This window comes from Actinacidiphila acididurans (assembly GCF_016918855.1).
In the GTDB taxonomy this organism is placed as follows: Bacteria; Actinomycetota; Actinomycetes; order Streptomycetales; family Streptomycetaceae; genus Actinacidiphila; species Actinacidiphila acididurans.
The window spans coordinates 252,078-272,676 of the sequence record NZ_JADKYB010000012.1 but is presented as its reverse complement, the minus strand read 5'-3'; the positions used below and the strand labels follow the sequence as shown (position 1 = coordinate 272,676).

Sequence of the window (20,599 nt, the reverse complement as noted above, 5' to 3'; positions counted from 1 at the left end):
CCCCGGAACGCACCGCGGGCGCGGGAAGGTGAGATGTCGGTGGTGTCCGTGGTGTTCAGGTTGTACCGCCGGTGTGGCCGAATCCCGTACGGCGCGCCTTCCTCCGGGCGGAAATCGCGGCGCTATCCGGTGCGCCGCACGCCGTCGCGCGGCCGCGGCCGGTGGTACGGCGGCGAAGACGTGGGGCGGCTGGGGACGCGAGGGCATCCCTCCCGGTGGCGGGCGTGATCGGCCTGACGGTCCGTCATCCAGGGGCATCCGTGCGCCCCTGCGGCGGCGGGACCGGAACCGTTTCCGGCGGGCGCACAACGCACAGCGGGCCGCATTCCCGTGGGGGAATACGGCCCGCCGCATTGCGATTCCGGCGCCCGGCCGGAGCCGGGCGCGCGATTCGTCTGTCCCGCGGTGCCTATTGCCGCCCCGCGCTTCGTTCCGTGCTTTGTTCCGCGCTTTGTTTTGTGCTTTGTTCTGTGCTTTGTTCTGTGCTTCTCACCGGCTCACCGGTCGGGCACGCAAATGCGGGTCACTTGCGCAGCAGCGACCGCAGCACGTACTGCATGATTCCGCCGTTGCGGTAGTAGTCGGCCTCACCGGGGGTGTCGATCCGGACCACCGCGTCGAACTCCACGCCGCTGTCGGTGGTGACCTTGACGGTGCGCGGGGTGCTGCCGTCGTTGAGCGCGGTCACGCCGGTGATGGAGAAGGTCTCCTCGCCGGTCAGGCCCAGGCTCAGCGCCGAGGCGCCCTCGGGGTACTGGAGCGGCAGCACGCCCATGCCGATCAGGTTCGAGCGGTGGATGCGCTCGTAGGACTCGGCGATGACCGCCTTGACGCCCAGCAGCGCGGTGCCCTTGGCCGCCCAGTCGCGCGAGGACCCGGAGCCGTACTCCTTGCCGGCCAGGACGACCAGCGGCACGCCCTGCGCGAGGTAGTTGGCGGAGGCGTCGTAGATGAAGCCGACCGGGCCGCCCTCCTGGGTGAAGTCGCGGGTGAAGCCGCCCTCGGTGCCCGGCGCGATCTGGTTGCGCAGCCGGATGTTGGCGAAGGTGCCGCGGATCATGACCTCGTGGTTGCCGCGGCGCGAGCCGTAGCTGTTGAAGTCGCGGCGCTCCACGCCGTGCTCGGTGAGGTACTTGCCGGCCGGGGTGTCGGCCTTGATGGCACCGGCCGGGGAGATGTGGTCGGTGGTCACCGAGTCGCCGAGCTTGGCCAGCACGCGGGCGCCGGTGATGTCGGTGACCGGCTCCGGCTCGTGGCCCATGCCCTCGAAGTACGGGGGCTTGCGCACGTAGGTGGACTGCGGGTCCCACTCGAAGGTGTTGCCGGTGGGCACCGGCAGCGCCTGCCACTGGGCGTCGCCGGCGAACACGTCCTGGTAGGACTGGTGGAACATCTCCTGGCCGATGGCGGAGGCGACCACCTCGTTGACCTCGGCCTCGGACGGCCAGATGTCGCTGAGGCGGACCGGGTTGCCGTCCTGGTCGGTGCCCAGCGCGTCCCGGGTGATGTCCACCTTCATCGAGCCGGCGATGGCGTAGGCGACCACCAGCGGCGGCGAGGCCAGGTAGTTCATCTTCACGTCCGGGTTGATCCGGCCCTCGAAGTTGCGGTTGCCGGACAGCACGCTGGTGACCGCGAGGTCGGCCTCGTTGACCGCCTTGGAGACCTCCTCCGGCAGCGGGCCGGAGTTGCCGATGCAGGTGGTGCAGCCGTAGCCGACCAGGTTGAAGCCGAGCTTGTCCAGGTAGGGGGTCAGGCCCGCGCGGTCGAAGTAGTCGGTGACGACCTTGGAGCCGGGCGCCAGGGTGGTCTTGACCCAGGGCTTGCGGGTCAGGCCCTTCTCCACCGCCTTCTTGGCCACGAGCGCGGCGGCGACCATGACATAGGGGTTGGAGGTGTTGGTGCAGGAGGTGATCGCGGCGACCGTGACGGCGCCGTGGTCGATCTCGTACGGCGCGCCCTCGGCGGGGGTGACCAGGGTGGGCTTGGTGGGCACGCCGTTGTGGTCGAGGGCGGGCGCGTCGGAGGCCGGGAAGGACTCCTTGCCCGCCTCCTCGTCCTCCGAGACGTAGTTGCGCACGTCGTGGGCGAACTGCTGGGCGGCCTCGGCCAGGACGATACGGTCCTGCGGCCGCTTGGGGCCGGCGATGGACGGCACGACGGTGGCCAGGTCCAGTTCCAGCTTCTCGGAGAAGTCCGGCTCGGCGGCCGGGTCCAGCCACAGGCCCTGCGCCTTGGCGTACGCCTCGACCAGCGCGAGCTGCTGCGCGGAGCGGCCGGTCAGCTTCAGGTAGCCCAGCGTCTCGGCGTCGATCGGGAAGATCGCGGCGGTGGAGCCGAACTCCGGGGACATGTTGCCGATGGTGGCGCGGTTGGCCAGCGGCACCGACGCGACGCCCTCGCCGTAGAACTCCACGAACTTGCCGACCACACCGTGCTTGCGCAGCATCTCGGTGATGGTGAGCACCAGGTCGGTGGCGGTGGTGCCGGTGGGCAGCTCACCGGTGAGCTTGAAGCCGACCACCCGCGGGATGAGCATGGACACCGGCTGGCCGAGCATGGCGGCCTCGGCCTCGATGCCGCCCACGCCCCAGCCGAGCACGCCCAGGCCGTTGACCATGGTGGTGTGCGAGTCGGTGCCGACGAGGGTGTCGGGGTACGCCTGGCCGCCGCGGACCATGACGGTGCGGGCCAGGTGCTCGATGTTCACTTGGTGAACGATGCCGGTGCCGGGCGGGACCACCTTGAACTCGTCGAAGGCGGTCTGGCCCCAGCGCAGGAACTGGTAGCGCTCCTTGTTGCGGCCGTACTCCAGTTCCACGTTGCGCTGGAAGGCGTCCGGTGCGCCGAAGACGTCGGCGATGACCGAGTGGTCGATGACCAGCTCGGCCGGGGCCAGCGGGTTGATCTTCGCCGGGTCGCCGCCCAGCTCCTTGACCGCCTCGCGCATGGTGGCCAGGTCCACCACGCACGGCACCCCGGTGAAGTCCTGCATGATCACCCGGGCCGGCGTGAACTGGATCTCCTGGCTGGGCTGGGCCTGCGAGTCCCAGCCGCCGAGCGCGCGGATGTGGTCGGCGGTGATGTTGGCGCCGTCCTCGGTGCGCAGGAGGTTCTCCAGCAGCACCTTCAGGCTGTACGGCAGCCGGTCCGACCCCGCCACCTTGTCAAGCCGGAAGATCTCGTACGATTCGTCGCCCACCTGCAGAGTGCTGCGGGCGTCGAAGCTGTTGGCCGACACGACAGTCTCCTTCATGCATGTCTCGCGCGTACCACCGCATTCCGCCGACCCGGCGGCGCGCTTCGGCAGATATCTCGATGTCAAGATAACTCTACCGCAGTTTTATCACGCCCGTCCGGCGGGTACCCGCCCGCCACCGGACCATGACCGCAGGCCCGCGACGGTTTCCCGGCACCGGGCGGCCGGGTTCACCCGTTCGCCGGGCAGCAGACGGGGGTGGGCGCGTCGCGGCCGGGCGCGGCGGGTACGGTGGGAGCGGCTGGTGAGGGGTTGTGTCACCGGTCGGCCGGGATTGTGTGGCAGGTGTGTCACAAGTGAGGCTTGTTGAGTTGCTGTATCTCATATGTGAGATAGTCTCAACAGTATGACCGACGACTACCTGGTACGTATCGGCAGGCTCATCCGGGACGCGCGGCAGCACCGCGGGTGGACTCAGGCGCAGTTGGCCGAGGCGCTGAGCACCAGTCAGAGCGCGGTGAACCGGATCGAGCGCGGGAACCAGAACATCAGCCTCGAGATGATCGCCCGCATCGGCGAGGCACTCGACAGCGAGATCGTCTCGCTGGGCTACTCGGGCCCGATGCATCTGCGGGTGGTCGGCGGACGCCGGCTGTCCGGCGCCATAGACGTCAAGACCAGCAAGAACGCGGGCGTGGCGCTGCTGTGCGCGACCCTGCTCAACGCCGGGCGCACCACGCTGCGCCGGGTGGCCAGGATCGAGGAGGTCTACCGGATCCTGGAGGTGCTCGGCAGCGTCGGCGTCAAGGCCCGGTGGATCAACGACGGCAACGACCTGGAGATAGTCCCCCCGGCCGAGCTCGACCTGGACGCGATGGACACCGAGGCCGCGCGGCGCACCCGCAGCGTGATCATGTTCCTCGGGCCGCTGCTGCACCGCACCGACCGCTTCAAGATCCCGTACGCGGGCGGCTGCGACCTGGGCACCCGTACGGTCCAGCCGCACATGAACGCGCTGCGGCACTTCGGCCTGGACGTGACCGCGACCGACGGCTCGTACCACGCCGTGGTGGACCGCGCCATCACCCCGAAGCGGGCGATCGTGCTGACCGAGCGCGGCGACACCGTGACCGAGAACGCGCTGCTGGCCGCCGCCCGGTACGAGGGCGTCACCGTGATCCGCAACGCGAGCTCCAACTACATGGTGCAGGACCTGTGCTTCTTCCTGGAGGAGCTGGGCGTGCGGGTCGAGGGCATCGGCACCACCACGCTCACCGTGCACGGCCTCGCGCACATCGAGCGGGACGTGGACTACGCGCCCTCCGAGGACCCGGTGGAGGCGATGAGCCTGCTGGCCGCCGCCGTGGTCACCGAGTCGGAGCTGACCATTCGCCGGGTGCCGATCGAGTTCATGGAGATCGAGCTCGCGGTGCTGGAGGAGATGGGGCTGGACCACGAGCTGTCCCCGGAGTACCGCGCGGACAACGGCCGTACCCGGCTGGTCGACCTCACGGTCCGCCCGTCCAAGCTCAGCTCGCCCATCGACAAGATCCACCCGATGCCCTTCCCGGGCATCAACATCGACAACGTGCCGTTCTTCGCCGCCATCGCGGCCACCGCCCAGGGCTCGACCCTCATCCACGACTGGGTCTACGACAACCGGGCCATCTACCTGACCGAACTCACCCGGCTCGGCGCCCAGGTCAAGCTGCTCGACCCGCACCGCGTACTGGTCGAGGGCCCCACCCGCTGGCGCGCCGCCGAGATGATGTGCCCGCCCGCCCTGCGCCCCGCCGTGGTCGTCCTCCTCGCCATGATGGCCGCCGAGGGCACGTCGGTGCTGCGCAACGTCTACGTCATCAACCGCGGCTACGAGGACCTGGCCGAGCGGCTGAACACGATCGGGGCGCAGATCGAGATCTTCCGGGACATCTGAGCGCATGACGCCGCCGGCGCCCGGGCCGCACCGCGTGAACGCGGGCCGGGCCGGGCGCCGGCGGCTTCCCCGGGTCAGGAGTAGGTCAGTGCGGTGAGTGAGCAGTAGCGGACGAACGGGCCGGGGTAGACGTACTCGTCGTTGCAGTAGCCGTTCGCGCTGATGGTCGAGGTGCCCGGGGTGATGGTGTAGCGGTAGCCCTCCCAGTAGGGGGTCTTCGGGTCGGTCTCGCAGAAGCTGGTGTTGATCGCGAGGGAGGTGGCGCTCGCGGGGATGTAGACGGTGAAGTACTTGACGCCGCCGGACGCGTAGCTCGAACCGTCGGGGTAGTACCAGCCGGAGCCGTTGTCGACGCTCAGGCCGTACGGCAGGCCGTAGGAACAGCTGAGCGCCACGTTGAACGTGCGCATGGTGTCGGCCGAGGCGGACTGCGGCACGGCGACCCCCAGCAGCAGGGCGGCGGCCGCCGCCGACCAGAGCGCGACCATGCGTCTGCGCAGACCTCTTGTGATCACGGGGCACCACTGTCCTTTCGAGCGGCGTGCGGGACGCCAGGTGGGGGGACACGAAAGCAGCGCCCCATGGTGGCCGCCGGTCGCGGTGGTCGCCCCGGATTCCGTGCGGCTCCGAAAACTGCCGAAAACCGGCGCATTTCCGGGGACGGCGGACCCGCGGGTTGTTAAGCTGCCGCCGCGCCATCAGTGTTCGAGTGCAGTGTTCGAGTGCGTGGTCATTCGAGTGCGTGGGCAACGGAGAACGATGCGGCGATGGGACCCGGCGAACCACACCCCTTACCGGACCCGCCCGACGCGCCGGCCCCGGCCGCCGCGGAGGCGGTCCCGGCCGCGGAGGCGGTGCGGACGCTGGAGGAACTCGCCGCGCTCCTGCGGGATCTGCGGCGCCGGCACGCGCGCAGCCGCCGCGACAGTGCGCTGACCTACCGCGAGCTGGCGGCGCGGACCGGATGGTCCCAGACGGCGATCGCCGAGTACTTCACCGCCCGCACCCTGCCCCCCACCGACCGCCTCGACGGCCTGCTCAAGGTGCTGAGCGCCACCCCGGCCGAGCAGCGCGCGCTGGCCACCGCCCGCGACCGGATCGAGGAGGCCAACCGCCGGACCGGGCGCCGCCGGACGCCGCGGGCCGCACCCGCCGTCCTCCCCCGCAAGCCGGCGCCGGGCCGGACCGAGCCGACCCCGCGCCAACTGCCCGCCGCCCCCGCGATGTTCTCCGGCCGCGCGGGTGCGCTGTCGTTCCTGGACGCGGCGCTGGAGCCGGCCCCGGAGTCGGCCCCGGACCAGCCGTCGCGGACCGGCGGCACGCTGGTGATCGGCGGGATGAGCGGAATCGGCAAGACCTGGCTGGCCCTGCACTGGGCCCATGAGCGTGTCGACCGGTTCCCGGACGGCCAGTTGTACGTCGACTTGCGCGGGTTCGACCCCACCGGCCGGCCCCAGGACCCGGCGACCGTGGTGCGCGGCTTCCTGGAGGCCCTCGGCGTGGCGCCCACCGCGATCCCGGTCGGGCAGGAAGCGCAGGCGGCTTTGTACCGCAGCCTCACCGCGGGCCGGCGGATGCTGCTCCTGTTGGACAACGCGCACGACACCGCGCAGGTGGTCCCGTTGCTGCCGGGCGGCACGAGGTGCGCGGTGCTCATCACCAGCCGCCGGCAGCTGACCGGGCTGATCGCCGCCCACGGCGCGCACTGCGTGACCCTCGACGTGCTGCCCGCGGACGAGGCCCGCCGCCTGCTCGCCCGCCACCTCGGCCGCGGCCGGCTCGGCCGGGAAGCCGGCGCGGCCGCCGCCCTGGTGACCTGTTGCGCCGGACTGCCCCTGGCGCTCGGCATCGTCGCGGCCCGCGCCGCCACCCACCCGGACCTGTCGCTGGCCGTACTGGCCGCCGAGCTGAGCGACGACGCCCATCGGCTCGACGCCCTGGACGCCGGAGAGCCGCAGGCGGACCTGCGCGCCGTACTCTCCTGGTCCAGCAGGGCCCTGTCCCCGGACGCCGCCCGCGCCCTCGCGCTGCTGGCCATCGCCCCCGGCCCGGACATCGCGCCGGCCGCGGCCGCGCGCCTGCTCGACCTGCCGCCCGGGCCGGCCCGTGCGCTGCTGCGCGAGCTGGACCATGCCCACCTGATCCAGCGGCACGCCCCCGAGCGTTACCGCATGCACGACCTGCTCAGGCTGCACGCCGCGGAACAGGCCCGCGACCACCGGGACCCCGGCGAACGGCAGGCGGCGCTGCGCCGCGTGGTGGACTTCTATACGTACACCGCCTGCGCCGGCGCACGCGCGCTCGCTCCGCACCACCCCGCGCCCGAGCCCTGCGAGCCGGTCCCCGGCACCGCGGAACACCCGCCGCCCGCCCCGGCCGCGGCGACGGCCTGGTTCGACGCCGAGCACGCCAACCTGCTGGCGGCCCAGCAGGCGGCCGGCGATCACGGCTGGGACACCCGGGTCTGCCACCTGGCCTGGGCGCTGGACCCGTACCACCGTCGCCGCGGTCACTTGGAACACCAGGCCACGGCCTGGCAACTCGCGCTGGCCGGCGCCCAGCGGCTGCCCGACCCGGCCCATCGGGCCCGGGCGCACCAGATGCTCGGGGACGCCTACGCCCAGCTCGGCAGGACAGCGGACGCCCTGCGGCACCTGGGCCAGGCCCTGGACCTGGCGGACCGCACCGGCGACAGCGCCGGCCGGGGCGAGATCCACCACAGCCTCGGCGGCGCCTGGGAGCGGCACGGCGACGACCGCCGGGCGCTGGAACACGCCCTCCACGCGCTGCGGATCTTCCGGACCCTGGACGACACCTACCGGCAGGCCCGGGCCCTCAACGGCGTGGGCTGGCTGCAGACCCGGCTCGGCGAGCACACCGAGGCCCACGCCAACTGCCGGGCCGCCCTCGTGCTCATACGCGGGCACCCTTCCGACGGCCGCCGGTTCGGTGAGGCCAACATCCTCGACAGCCTCGGATACATCGCCCACTGCCGCGACGAACACGACCAGGCCCTCGACCACTACCACCAGGCCCTGGCCATCTGCCGCGCCCAGGGCCACCGCCACCTCGAGGCCGACGTCCTGGACCACATCGCCGGGACCCGCCTCGCACAGCGCCAGTCGGACAGGGCCCGCGACGCCTGGCGGCAGGCACACGAGCTCTACACCGCCCAGCACCGCCTCGCCGCCGCCGAGCGCGTCATGGAGCGGCTGGCCGGCCTCGGCCGGCCGCCGGACGGATGAGCCGTCGGCCGTGCGGGGTCGCAGTCCTCATGGCCCGGCGGCGAGCGTGACGTCCCCGTTGACGGTACGCAGCGCGGCCCGGGGAGCCCGCCGGTCACCGGTCGTGGGCAGGCCGAGGTGGGCGCGGCCGTTGTCGGTGGCCGTGGTGACCGCGTACGACGGTGAGCCCGGCGGGAGGAGGAAGCGGACGGAGCCGTTGGTGGTGTCCGCGTCGACGGCCCCGGGGGCGTCGGCGCAGGTCAGGTCGAGGTCGCCGTTGACGGTGGCCGCGCTCAGGGTGGCGGCCCGCAGGTCCGTGGTGCGGATGGAGCCGTTGCGGGTGGCGAGGGAGACGGCCGATCGCGAACCGCCGGACGAGGCGAGGGTGATGTCGCCGTTGACCGTGGTCAGGTGGAGGTCGCCGGTCAGGCCGGCGGCGTCCACGCCCGCGTCGCGCGCCACGACGGTCACAGCGGTGCCGGCCGGGACCTCGACGGTGGGCATCCGGGCGCAGTCACCGCCCGCCGGAGGGCAGTCCAGGTCCAGCACCGACAACGCGTCACGGGCGCTGAACCGGGCCCGTACGGCTTGGTCGGCGACGACGACGTGACCGCCGGTGGCCTGCGGGCGCAGCCGTACGCCGTTGGCGGTCTCGATGAGCAGGTGGGAGCCTGCCGTACGGTCCACTGAAGCGGTGGACCGTACGGCGTCGCCCGGACGGGCTGCTCTCCCGGATCCGCCACCGCACCCCGCGACGAAGGCGGCGCTCACAACCAGCGCCGCTGCGGCGGCAGTTGCTGCCGATGAGTTCATACGGGGGCGTCTGCCCCGCGGGCCGGCGTCCCACCGCATCGGGGTGCCGGGCACGGCGTCCTCCTCGCGCGCGGACCCGGCGCCCCCGCTGAAACAGCGAGATCCACAAGTCCGTTCGAAAACGGCGGACATAGCGTGACGAGCGGTGGGAACACGCCCGTTGGGCGGCCCTGAGGGGCAGGGCCGCAACAGGAGGGACGTGCCGTGACCATTCTCTGGGCCATCATCGCCGGCCTGATCATCGGCCTGCTGGCCAAACTCGTACTGCCGGGGCGGCAGCCGATTCCGCTGTGGATGACGATCCTGCTCGGCATTGTCGGCGGCCTCGTCGGCAACGGACTGGCCAGCGCGTTCGGCGTCGCCAACACCAGCGGCGTGGACTGGATCAGGCACTTCTTCCAGATCGGCGCGGCCGCGGTGCTGATCGCACTGATCACACCGATGTGGGCCGGCCGACACCATGCACGCCGCTGAGACCGCCGGCGGGGCCGCCCGATCCTGAGGGCCGGCCCGAACGGACTGGGCGCCCCTGGCCATCCGGCCGGGGGCGCCGGCATGTCCAGGGGCCGGCGGAACTTATTGCCATGTATGCGTCAGACTCTTGTCGCCCGTGAAAGGCCGCGGTTAAGGTCACCCCGCACCACGGCGCACCACCGCGCACCGCCCTGCACTCCCGCACACCCCGTACCGCCCCCAGCACGACTCCGCTGCCGGACGGCACGCGGCAGTACCCGATGCAGCGAGGTGGCAGATGCACAGAGCACGGCGTGGTCCCGGCGCACTCGTCGCCCTCGGAACCGTCCTCGCGTCCTTGGCCCTGCCGGGCGCGCCGCAGGCGCAGGCGCACTCCCCGTCCTCCCCCACCGCGCGGGCCGCGCAGGCGAGTTGGCCGGTCGATCTGACCGCCGCCACTCCCGACCGCACCAACACGGCACTCAGCCACGGCCGGCTGACCGTTCGCGACCGGCACGCCCACCCGGCGGCGGCGCCGGCCGACCGGTCGTACGCGGAGTACACCGCTCCGGTCACCGCTCTCGGCCGAACCGTTTCCGCACTGGCCGTCCGTACCACCGCGACCCGCCCCGCGGGCTCCGACGTCGAGACGGACGTACGCGGGCGCGACGCGTCGGGCGGCTGGACCCAGTGGACGACCACCCCCGCGGCGGGTGAGACGGTCGCCTTCGCCGCTGCGGTCTCGGCCGTTCAGGTGCGGCTGGTACTGAGCGCGCCCGAGGGCGCCGCCACGCCCGCGGTGTCCTCGGTACGGCTGGCCGCCGACGCGGCGGCCGGCGCTGCGCAGCCGCAGGTGATGGCACCGGCCGCCACGGCCACGTACCGGGTGTTCGCCACCCGGGAGGGCCTGGTCGGGGGCACCACCGCCAACGGCCATGTGATCGCCGATCGGGACCACTTCGTGGCGCTGCCCTCGCGCCGCCTGCTCGACGCCAACGGCAGCCGTACGTACCAGGTCACGGTGTGCTACGGCAGCCGCTGCGAGACCGCGCCGATCTGGGACGTCGGCCCGTGGAACACCACCGACGACTACTGGAACCCACCCAGTGTCCGCCAGTCCTGGACCGACCTGCCGCAGGGCACGCCGGAGGCGCAGGCCGCGTACCAGAGCGGCTACAACGGCGGCCACGACGAGTTCGGCCGCAGCGTCTCCAACCCGGCCGGCATCGACCTCGCCGACGGCACCTTCTGGGACGGCCTGGGCATGACGAACAACGACTGGGTCACCGTCACCTTCTCGGCCGTCTCCCCGCCCCCCAGGACCAAGTACTGGGTGGACACCTTCGCCAACGCCCCGGTCTACGCCTCGCCGACCAGCACGACACAGACCGGCACCCTCAACGGCGGCACGAATTACGTCTACTGCAAGGTGTGGGGCCGCATGATCGGCAACAGCACCACGTACAACCACTGGTGGCTGCTGACCGACCCCGACAGCGGGCCGGCGAACCAGTACGTGTCGGCCTACTACCTCTCGCGCTGGGGCAACGACGAGGCGAAGGACAACAACGGCACGGTCATTCCCAACTGCTGATCCCCTCCGCCCGGGGCCGGCGGCCCGGCCCCGGGTCCGTTCACCGCCATGCCCGCACCGGTTGCCGCTCACCGCCCCCCTCGTTACGTTGTGACCGCTTGCACAACGCAATCACCTGGGATGGCACCTCATGTCCGATCCAGAGGTAGTGACCGAGGAGCAGTGGCTCCGCGCCCGGCGCGAGCTGCTGGAACGGGAGAAGGAACTCACCCGGCAGCGGGACGAGGTCGCCGCGGCCCGGCGCCGGATGCCGATGGTCGAGATCACCAAGGAGTACGTCTTCGACGGTCCCGGCGGCCGGGCCACGCTGGGCGACCTGTTCGAGGGGCGCGACCAGCTGCTGATCTACCACTTCATGTTCGAGCCCGGCGACGACGAGGGCTGCCCGTCCTGCTCGTTCTGGACCGACAACGTGGGTGACCTCAGGCACCTGCACGCCCGCGACACCAGCTTCGCGCTCGTCTCCCGCGCCCCGCTCGACACTCTGGAGCGCTACAAGCGGCGCATGGGGTGGACGGTCCCCTGGTACTCCTCGCACGGCAGCGACTTCAACTACGACTTCCACGTCGCCCTGGACGCCTCGGTCGCGCCGGTCGAGTACAACTACAGGGACTACGCGCAGCTCGTCGCGAAGAGCCCGAGCTGGGAGGGGTGGGCCGGCGAGCAGCCGGGCATGAGCGCCTTCCTGCGCAAGGGCGGCCGGATCTTCCACACGTATTCCAGCTACGGGCGCGGCATCGACCTGCTGAACGGCACGTACAACTGGCTCGACCTGACCGCCCGGGGCCGCCAGGAGTCCTGGGAGCAGCCGGCCCGGGAGAGCAACGTCCCCGCCATGAGCTGGCTGCGCCGCCACGACGCGTACGAGCCGGCGGAGCTCGGCGGCACGGCGGGCTCCCGCTGACCGCCGCCCCTGTCCCCTGGCCGCTGGCCGCCTCCCGCTGACCGCAACTTTCGGAATCCGGTCGGCCGAAGCTCCGCCCGGCCCGTCGGCCCGTCCCCCCGCCCCCGCGTCCGACCTGCGAAAACGCCGGCCGGACGCGGGGGCGGCGGCGTTTTTCCGGCGCCGGACTCTCCACCAAAGCCGGAGAACTCGACCAAGAGATGATTTCCGCTGACACCCAATCGGATTTTGCAAACGCATGGGAAAACAGATCGTTGACGATTCATCTTTGCGATCATTAGCTTGGCGAACGGTCCTGCCCCGACCGGGTCAGACCGGGACGATCCGACCCTGGGGGTCCCCCCGCCGACGGCAGGGGACTCACGCATTCCCCCCACGCACTGCACGGGCCCGTATTCACCTTGGAACTGGGAGAATGCTGTGAAAAAGCTGGCAAAGCTCGGCGTGGCGCTGGCCTCCGCGGCCGCGCTGCTGACCTCGGTGTCGCAGACCGCGCTGGCGGCCGACAACGCTGTCAGCGGCGGCGGGCCGTCGCGGACGATCGGCAACAACCCCGGAGGAGCCCTCCACACCGGCGTGTACCCCGACGTCTTCGCCCGGACGGGCTACTCGCACCCGGCGATCGACGCGCGCGTGGAAGGCGCGTACCAGCAGCTCTTCCACGGTGCCCCGGGCACCCAGGCCAACCGCTACGACGGACAGTCGATCTACTACCAGCTGACGCCGGACATGGCGTACGTGGAGGACATCGGCAACCAGGACGTGCGCACCGAGGGCATGGGCTACGCGATGATGATCGCGCTGCAACTCGGCCACAAGCAGGAGTTCGACGCCCTGTGGAACTTCGCGAAGACCAAGATGCAGCTCCAGAGCGGCCCCGAGCAGTACTTCTTCGCCTGGCACACGGACACCACCGGCAAAGTGCTGAGCACCGGCGTGGCCCCCGACGGCGACCAGTGGATCGCGGCGGCGCTGTACTTCGCGTCGAACCGCTGGGGTGACGGCACCGGGATCTACGACTACGGCACCGAGTCGGAGCAGATCGTGCACGCGATGTGGCACGAGTCCGACCACGGCGGCGTCGACATGTTCAAGCGGGACTCGTACCTGCCGCTGTTCACCCCGCCGGCCACGTCCCTCAACTACACCGACCCGTCGTACGCGCTGCCCGGCTTCTACAAGATGTTCGCGATGGCGGACCCGTCCGACAAGGACCTGTGGGACAAGGCGTACACGGCGGGCGAGAACCTGCTGCAGAAGGCCGCGAACCCGGTGACGGGCCTGGCGCCCTGCTACGCCAACTTCGACGGCACGCCGTACATGAGGCCGTCCGAGACCCCGACGGACAACGCCTACGACCACACCTTCCAGGAGGACGCCTGGCGGGCCATCGCCAACGCGAACATCGACGCGGCGTGGACCGGCGTGAAGCCGTGGCAGACCCAGTACTCCAACAACCTGGAGAACTTCTTCGAGGGGCAGGGCGTCAGCACGTACGTCAGCCGCTACCACCTCGACGGCACCCCGCTGACCTCCGGCCAGAACGCCTATGAGCCGGCGCACGCGCAGGGCCTGGTGGCGATGAACTCGACGTCGGCCATCTCGGCCACGGACAAGGACAAGAAGGACTTCGTCCGGGACTTCTGGAACACCCCGGTCCCCTCGGGCCAGGCCCGCTACTACGACGGCATGCTCTACATGCTCGGCATGCTCTACGACAGCGGCAACTTCCGGATGTGGCTCCCGCAGTCCCACTGAGTCACTCCTCGGCCCGGTGTTCCCGGGTGGCCGCTTCGGTCACCCGGGGGCGCCGGGCCTTCGCATGTCCGCCGCCCGTCAGGTCGCCTCGGGCCGGGGCCGGCTGAGGACCGCTCAGACGCAGCGCGGAGCATTCCCGCCGGTACGCGCCGACATGGGCGACAGCGACAGGTGTACGGCCAGGCCGTCGTGGCCGGCCGAGGCGGAGACCACGGAGGCGCCCGCGGGGAGGTGGGCGAGCGAGACGGTGTGCGGCTTGAGCCGGTCGCTCAGGCCGCTGCCCATGCCGGTGCCGCTGAGGTCGGCGACGGGTATGTCGCGGCCGAGCACGCCGACGGTGGTCGGCGTCACGGTGACGCTGTTCCGGGTGGTCGTGGTGGCGGTGCGGACCGTGACGGGCAGGCCGAGGGATCCGACGGTGCCGGTCAGGACCAGGTCGGAGCCGTCCGAGCCGAAGGTGAACGCGCCGTCACCGCCGAGCCGCTTCCGGAGTTCGGTGTACGGCACGACGGCCGTCGCGGTGCCGCCGCGGGTTCCCTTGCGGGTGACGTGGCGGAGGTCGGCCGACACGTTCAGGTCGGTGCCGGCCCGCTTCACCCCGTCGGCGGTGACGTGCACGGTGCCGAGGTCTCCGGACACCGCGCGCAGGCCGGCGAACGTGCTCTCCAGGTCGGCGCCGACCGGCCCGGTGGGGTGCAGCCGGCAGGCGACGGCCTTCTCGACCCGGTGCCGTGCCACGTGCGCGAGGGTCAGGTCGGCCGCGCCCGCGGCGGCCAGGACCGCCGCGGCGACGCCGAGGGAGACGATCACGGGCTTGCGGGGCGGCTTCATCGGGGGGCCTTTCCGATCTCGGCGGCGACGGCGAAGGTGCGGGCCAGCAGTCCGGTGGTCTCGGCGCGGGTGGCGCCGGCCGCGCGGCGGCGGCGCAGGGTGCGCAGGCAGGCGCGGACCGAGGCGAGCGCGGTGCCGGCGACGACGGCGGCGGTCAGGTCCGGGTCCGGGGTGCCGGGCGGCAGCCGCCGCTCGACCAGGGCGGTCAGCCGCTCCTCGAACTCGGTGAACACGTGGGCGAGGCGGGAGGCGACGACCGCGCCCGTGCCCTCCAGCGGCTGGGCGAGCACGGTGAGGCTGCTCTCGGTGAAGGGCCGCACGGCCGCCAGCAGGGCCTGCTGCACGGCGGTCAGCGGGTCCTCGTCCGCGGGCCGCTCGGCCAGCGCCTCCTCGACGTAGCCGAGGAGTTCCACGGTGTCCGGCAGCAGGAGGTCCTCCTTGCTGTCGAAGTACCGGAAGAAGGTGCGCTCGGAGATGTTGGCCGCCGCGGAGATGTCCGCGACGGTCGTGCTCGCGAAGCCGTGCTCCGCGAACAGCCGGGCCGCGTTCGCGCGCAGGCTGCGGCGGGTCTGCTCCTTCTTCTGCTCGCGCAGTCCGGGGTGTTCGGGGCCGGTGGACCTGCTGGAACCCGTGGTCATGACCGACAGCCTAGCCGATCTGTCAGTGGTGTCAATTGACAGTCCTGCCACTTCGGGGAGTAGAGTGGGCACCAGAATCTGTCAGTCCTGCCATTTTCCGGGAGCCCGCCGTGTCGTCCTCACCCCCTGTCCCCGCCCCGGCCCGCGGTGGTCCGGCTCCGGTCACCGCTGCGGCCCGCGGCGGACCGCTCGGCCGCCTGGGGGCGTTCTGCGCCCGGCACCCCGTGTGGGTCGTGGCCGTGTGGGTGCTGCTCCTGGTGGTCGCACTCGCCGGGAAGAAGGCGGTGGGCGCGCAGTTCAGCGACCAGATCAGCCTGCCGGGCAGCCAGTCGGACCACGGCGCGGCGCTGCTCCAGGCGTCCGGCTCGGGCGCCGGCGGGCCCAGCGGCAAGGTCGTCTTCCACGTGGGCTCCCGGACGGTCTCCGCGCACGAGCCGGCGATCGACCAAGCGCTGGCCAGGCTGCGGGACCTGCCGCACGTCACAGCCGTGTCGGCGCCGGTGACCAGCGACGACGGCCGTACCGCGTACGCGACCACGACCTTCGACGTCCAGCTCAAGACGCTCGGCCACGACTACACCGCACGCCTGGACCGGGCCACCGCGCCGGCCCGCGCCGACGGCGTCCAGGTCGCGTACGGCGGGGACCTGGACCAGGTCACCCGGGTCCCGGCGAACGACCGCCGCAGCGAGCTGATAGGCGTCGGCGCCGCCCTGCTGGTGCTGCTGCTCGGCTTCGGCAGTGTGCTGGCGGCGCTGATGCCGCTCATGACGGCGCTGATCAGCGTGGGGACCGGGATCGGGCTCGTGGGGGTCGTGGCCGGGGGCGTCACCTTCGCCACCGCCGCCCCCACCCTCGCCACCATGATCGGCCTCGGCGTCGGCATCGACTACGCGCTTTTCCTGACCACCCGCTTCCGCCAGGCCCTCATCGACGGCGAGGAACCGGTCGCGGCCGCCGGCCGGACCACCGACAGCAGCGGGCACGCCGTGCTGGTCGCCGCCCTCACGGTGGCCGTCGCGCTGATGAGCCTGTACGCCTGCGGGTTGACGTTCATCGGCAAGCTCGGCCTGGCCGCCACCCTCGCGGTCGCGGTCACCGCGGCAGCGGCCCTCACCCTGGTCCCGGCCGCCCTCGGTCTGGTCGGCCGGCGCGTCGACCGGCTCAAACTGCGCCGCCGTCCGGTCGCCGAGACCTCCGGCGACCACGACGGCTGGCACCGCTACGCCGCTCTGGTGGCCCGTCACCCGGTACGGTTCCTCACCGCCGGCACGCTCCTGATGGCCGTGTGCGCGGTGCCGATGTTCTCCATGCGGCTGGGCCACGTGGACGACGGCGCCGCGAAGCCCGGCACCAGCAGCCGGGTCGCGTACGACCTGATCGCCGATGCCCGCGGCCCCGGCTTCGGCCCGGGCGCCAACGGCACGTTCGTGGTCGTGGCCGACGTCCGGCACGCCGGTGTGCCGCCGCAGCAGGTGGCCGACGACCTGGCCGGGGCGCTCGGCTCCGCACCGGGCGTGGCCCGCGCCACCACACCCCAGGTCAGCGGCGACCTGCACGTCGTGGTCAGTACGGTGACCCCGGACACCGGCCCGCAATCCGCGCGGACCGGCGCCCTGTTCGACACCCTGACCCGGCACACCCTGCCCGACGCCCTGCACGGCACCGGCGCGAAGGCGTACGTCACCGGCACGACCGCCGGCCAGCTCGACTTCCGCGACACGGTCACCGCACGGCTGCCGCTCATCATCGGCATCGTGCTGGTCTGCGCCTTCGTCCTGCTGCTGGCCGTCTTCCGCAGCGTGCTGATCCCACTGAAGGCGGTGGTACTGAACCTGTTCACGACCGGCGCGTCGTACGGCGTCCTCGTCGCGGTCTTCCAGTGGGGCTGGGGCACCCGGCTGCTGGGCCTGTCCGAGGCGGTGCCGATCGAGTCCTATGTGCCGATGATGATGTTCGCCATCGTCTTCGGGCTCTCGATGGACTACGAGATATTCCTGCTGTCCCGGGTCGCGGAGACATGGCGCACCACGAGGGACAACACCCGGGCGGTCGGCGCCGGGCTGGCCGCGACCGGGCGGGTCATCTCCAGCGCCGCGCTCATCATGACGGCCGTCTTCCTGTCCTTCACCGCCTCCCCCACGGTGGTGGTGAAGATGCTCGCGCTGGGCCTGGCGGTGAGCGTGATCCTCGACGCCACCGTGGTCCGGCTGGTTCTGGTGCCCTCGGCGATGGTGCTCATGGGCCGGGCCAACTGGTGGCTGCCGCGCCGGCTGGACCGCGTGGTGCCTCGGCTCCGCGGCGAGTGATCGGCCGGGAGGAGCCGCCGGGGAGGGGCCGCCGGGGACGCGGGATCAAGCGGCCGGGGGGACGTACGGGAAGTCCGGCCGCGGGCGGGAGGTGACGCAGTCCTGAGTCAGGCCCAGGGAGATGGGGGTGTTGCTGGCGAAGGAGAACATCACGTCGGGGGTGTTGTCGATCAGGGAGCGGCCGTTCCAGCCGGCGAAGCCGAAGACGGCCCGGGTGCCGACGGTGTACGGGAGGACATTGGGGAACAGCCGCTCGGTGACGGCTCTGGCGTAGCCGTCGGGGTCGACCGCGCTGCCGTACGCCCGGATCACACCGGCGACCTTGGCGGCGGCGACCGGGCCGTACGTGCTCAAGTCCTGTGATGGGTGGCCCTCGTTGAGCCGGGCGGCCAGGTGCTCGTCGGTGTGGGCGAACAGCGGGTGGATCATCGGCAGGCCGACCCGGTTGATCTGCCGCCAGCCGCCGGCGTCGGTGGCCAGCGCGGACAGTGCCCACACCCCGATCCGCCGGTCGGTGCCGGCCACCGGCAGCAGTTCGCGGTCCGGCACTTCCAGCACCAGGGCGTGGACGGTGTGGCCGGCGAAGCGGTTCGCAGCGCTCGCGGGGTCCCAGCCGGACAGGTCGACGGTGGTGCCGTGATCGAAGGCGGCGCCGACCGCTTGCAGGACGTCGAGTTCCATCCAGAACGGGTCCCCGGCTCTCCCGGCCCAGATCCGCAGGCCCTCCGTGCCGTCCACCGCCCGGCCGGTGCGGCCCTCCGCCACCACGGTGCCGGCCGCGAACGGGTCCCCGGCGTGTTCGTCGGTCAGCCGCTCCAGCCGGAACTCCTGGTTCCCGGCGGGGTCGGCGTCGCCGAAGGTGAAGCGGTAGGCGAGGTCCTCCACGGCGTCCCCGTTGCCGTCGATCCTGAACTCGTACCGGGCCTCCGGGTGGAAGCCGCGGGTGTCACCGGCCAGCGAATGGCTCACGTTGAGCACGAACACCGTGCCGCGTTCGCCGCGGAAGACGTACTGGTCGGTGATGTCGAGGCGGGGGTCCTGGCGAGCCTGCGGGGAGTCGAGGTGGTGGGACATTCGGGCACACCTTTCTGCGGGTTCGGCGGGGGGCGGGGGCCCGGCCTGACCAGGAGTCAGTGGGCGGTGATGTGGAGGGCCTCGTGGAGGGTGCGGGCGGCCAGGCCGATAGCGGCCTCGGCGGCGTGGGTGGGACGTAGGGCGTTGAGCATCACGAAGTCGTGGATGATCCCCTGGTAGCGGACCGCGGTGACCGGCACGCCGGCCTGGCGCAGCTTGGCCGCGTACGCCTCGCCCTCGTCCCGCAGCACATCGGCCTCACCGGTGATCACCAGGGCCGGCGGCAGCCCGGCCAGTTCCTCGGTGGTGGCGCGCAGCGGTGAGGCGGTGATCTGCGCCCGCTCGCTCTCGCTGGTGGTGTACTGGTCCCAGAACCACTGCATCGCGTCGCGCCGCAGGAAGTAGCCCTCGGCGAATCGGTGGTACGAGCCGGTGTCGAAGGTGGCGTCGGTGACCGGGTAGAACAGCACCTGGGCCAGCAGGTGGACGTCCCCGCGCTCCTTGGCCATCAGAGTCAAAGCCGCGCTCATGTTCCCGCCGACGCTGTCCCCGGCGACCGCCAGCCGGTGGCCGTCCAGGCCGTGCCCCGCGCCATTGGCGACGATCCAGCGGGCGACGGCGTAGTTCTGCTCGATCGCCACCGGGTAGCGGGCCTCGGGCGACAGGTCGTACTCCGGGAAGACCACGGCCGCCCCGGCCCCCACCGCGATCTCCCGCACCAGGCGGTCATGGGTGTGGGCGTTGCCGAACACCCAGCCCGCGCCGTGGATGTACAGCACCACCGGCAGCATCCCGTTGCCGCCCACGGGTTTGACGATCCGTGCCCGCACGCTGCCGGTCGGGCCGCCGGGGACGGTCACCCATTCCTCGTCCACCGGAAGCTTGTCCACCGGGCCGGACTGGACCTCGTCGACCGCCTTGCGGCCGTCAACCGGGCCGAGGTCGAAGAGGTAGGGCGGCTGCGCGGTCGCCGCGGCGAACTCCGCCGCCGCTGCCTCCAGCACCGGCAGCGCCGGAACGTACTCGGGCTGCGTGCCGCGCGCGGTGTCCTCGGTCATGGCTCAACTCCTTGTCGAGAGCCGGAGCCCGGGCGGGCTCCGCATGCCCAAGACACTAGTACGCGATTAACTTGTGCGCAAGGCAATCGCTGCCGTTGAACTCGCCCACCAGCTATATGGGGACATGGCGGGGTTGCTGCTGGGCAGAGGCGCAACCCTTCGGTTCCACCTCAGATCACGATGTGCGACCCTGGGCTGTATGGACAACGGGGACGGACGGAGGAGTCTCCTCATGAGCGAGGACCGCAGCGCACGCGAGACCCTGATCGCCGCGTCCCCGAACCGGGCCCGGTCGCTGGTCGCGACGCCCGGCTTCGCCGCCGTCACGACACGCGCCGAGCGGTAACCCGTTGACGGACACCGACAACGGTGCCGCCGAGCCGGTCAACGGCGTCCTCGTCGCGCTCTCCGACCCCACCCGCCGGCACCTGCTCGAACTGCTCGCCACCCAGGGCGAGGTGACCGCGACGAAGCTCGCCGAAGAGCTTCCCGTGACGCGGCAGGCCGTGGTCAAGCACCTCGCCGTCCTGGACGCCGCCGGGCTGGTCTCCGGCAGCCGGGTGGGCCGCGAGGTGCGGTACGCGGTACGGCCCGCCGCGCTGGACGCGACGGCGCAGTGGATGAGCGCGCTCGCGGCCGACTGGGACCGGCGGCTCGCGGACATCAAGCGTGTCGCAGAGGCGGCGGAACGGGACGCCCGTCAGGGCTAGTCCCGGGGGTCCAAGGGGATCCAAGGGGATCGAGGGGTCGGGGCTGCCGTCCGCGCGAGGACGAACGGCAACCCCGTCAATGAACGGCAGCCCCGTCA

The 20,599-nt window shown here is 71.9% G+C and carries 15 protein-coding genes; 8 read left to right on the top strand and 7 right to left on the bottom strand.

Annotation, left to right across the window (positions count from 1 at the left end; genetic code table 11):
- Positions 1–523: 523 nt before the first annotated feature.
- Positions 524–3,241: an aconitate hydratase AcnA gene (acnA, locus tag ITX44_RS22990; RefSeq protein WP_307795443.1), complete on the bottom strand. Its 2,718-nt coding sequence runs from the start codon at positions 3,239–3,241 to the stop codon at positions 524–526.
- Between the two features lie 364 nt (positions 3,242–3,605).
- Between acnA and ITX44_RS22985 the strand changes: the two genes are divergently transcribed.
- Complete coding sequence (locus tag ITX44_RS22985) at positions 3,606–5,135, top strand: UDP-N-acetylglucosamine 1-carboxyvinyltransferase (RefSeq protein WP_205359206.1); 1,530 nt, start codon at positions 3,606–3,608, stop codon at positions 5,133–5,135.
- 74 nt (positions 5,136–5,209) lie between these two features.
- Here the strand turns inward: ITX44_RS22985 and ITX44_RS22980 are convergent, their stop codons facing one another.
- Positions 5,210–5,650, bottom strand: coding sequence for a hypothetical protein (locus ITX44_RS22980; protein WP_205359205.1), 441 nt, complete (start codon positions 5,648–5,650; stop codon positions 5,210–5,212).
- A 252-nt stretch (positions 5,651–5,902) separates the two neighbouring features.
- Here ITX44_RS22980 and ITX44_RS22975 point away from each other — a divergent pair, with 252 nt between their 5' ends.
- A complete protein-coding gene (locus tag ITX44_RS22975; protein ID WP_205359204.1) occupies positions 5,903–8,380 on the top strand; it encodes an ATP-binding protein in 2,478 nt (825 codons plus the stop codon).
- A gap of 27 nt (positions 8,381–8,407) precedes the next feature.
- Here the strand turns inward: ITX44_RS22975 and ITX44_RS22970 are convergent, their stop codons facing one another.
- A complete protein-coding gene (locus ITX44_RS22970) occupies positions 8,408–9,046 on the bottom strand; it encodes a DUF4097 family beta strand repeat-containing protein (protein ID WP_205359203.1) in 639 nt (212 codons plus the stop codon).
- A gap of 330 nt (positions 9,047–9,376) precedes the next feature.
- Between ITX44_RS22970 and ITX44_RS22965 the strand changes: the two genes are divergently transcribed.
- The 4 genes from ITX44_RS22965 to ITX44_RS22950 all read left to right on the top strand — a co-directional run bounded on the left by ITX44_RS22965 (position 9,377) and on the right by ITX44_RS22950 (position 13,881).
- The gene (locus tag ITX44_RS22965; protein WP_205359202.1) at positions 9,377–9,646 is read left to right on the top strand and encodes a GlsB/YeaQ/YmgE family stress response membrane protein; all 270 of its coding nucleotides are present in this window, start codon (positions 9,377–9,379) and stop codon (positions 9,644–9,646) included.
- A gap of 277 nt (positions 9,647–9,923) precedes the next feature.
- Positions 9,924–11,219, top strand: a complete 1,296-nt coding sequence (locus ITX44_RS41360) for a DUF8814 domain-containing protein (RefSeq protein ID WP_236061310.1) — start codon at positions 9,924–9,926, stop codon at positions 11,217–11,219.
- 130 nt (positions 11,220–11,349) lie between these two features.
- Positions 11,350–12,123 (top strand): DUF899 domain-containing protein, encoded by a 774-nt coding sequence (locus tag ITX44_RS22955; RefSeq protein ID WP_205359201.1) that lies wholly within the window; start codon positions 11,350–11,352, stop codon positions 12,121–12,123.
- A gap of 420 nt (positions 12,124–12,543) precedes the next feature.
- Entirely contained in the window at positions 12,544–13,881 is a 1,338-nt protein-coding gene (locus tag ITX44_RS22950; RefSeq protein WP_205359200.1) for a family 8 glycosyl hydrolase, read from the top strand.
- Positions 13,882–13,995: 114 nt separating this feature from the next.
- Here ITX44_RS22950 and ITX44_RS22945 read toward each other — a convergent pair whose 3' ends face one another.
- Positions 13,996–14,712 (bottom strand): LmeA family phospholipid-binding protein, encoded by a 717-nt coding sequence (locus tag ITX44_RS22945; protein ID WP_205359199.1) that lies wholly within the window; start codon positions 14,710–14,712, stop codon positions 13,996–13,998.
- A complete protein-coding gene (locus ITX44_RS41355; protein WP_236061308.1) occupies positions 14,709–15,350 on the bottom strand; it encodes a TetR/AcrR family transcriptional regulator in 642 nt (213 codons plus the stop codon). The genes ITX44_RS22945 and ITX44_RS41355 overlap by 4 nt, the downstream gene beginning before the upstream one ends.
- A gap of 110 nt (positions 15,351–15,460) precedes the next feature.
- On the opposite strand from ITX44_RS41355, the gene ITX44_RS22935 reads away from it, so the two are divergent.
- Positions 15,461–17,659 carry an MMPL family transporter gene (locus ITX44_RS22935; protein WP_205359198.1) on the top strand — a complete coding sequence of 733 codons (2,199 nt, stop codon included), beginning with the start codon at positions 15,461–15,463 and terminating at the stop codon, positions 17,657–17,659.
- Positions 17,660–17,704: 45 nt separating this feature from the next.
- On the opposite strand, the gene ITX44_RS22930 is transcribed toward ITX44_RS22935, so the two are convergent.
- Both ITX44_RS22930 and ITX44_RS22925 read right to left on the bottom strand, forming a co-directional pair.
- Positions 17,705–18,733, bottom strand: coding sequence for a DUF4331 family protein (locus ITX44_RS22930; protein WP_205359197.1), 1,029 nt, complete (start codon positions 18,731–18,733; stop codon positions 17,705–17,707).
- A 56-nt stretch (positions 18,734–18,789) separates the two neighbouring features.
- Complete coding sequence (locus ITX44_RS22925) at positions 18,790–19,791, bottom strand: alpha/beta hydrolase (RefSeq protein ID WP_205359196.1); 1,002 nt, start codon at positions 19,789–19,791, stop codon at positions 18,790–18,792.
- 350 nt (positions 19,792–20,141) lie between these two features.
- Between ITX44_RS22925 and ITX44_RS22920 the strand changes: the two genes are divergently transcribed.
- Positions 20,142–20,501, top strand: coding sequence for an ArsR/SmtB family transcription factor (locus tag ITX44_RS22920; protein ID WP_205359195.1), 360 nt, complete (start codon positions 20,142–20,144; stop codon positions 20,499–20,501).
- Positions 20,502–20,599 lie beyond the last annotated feature (98 nt).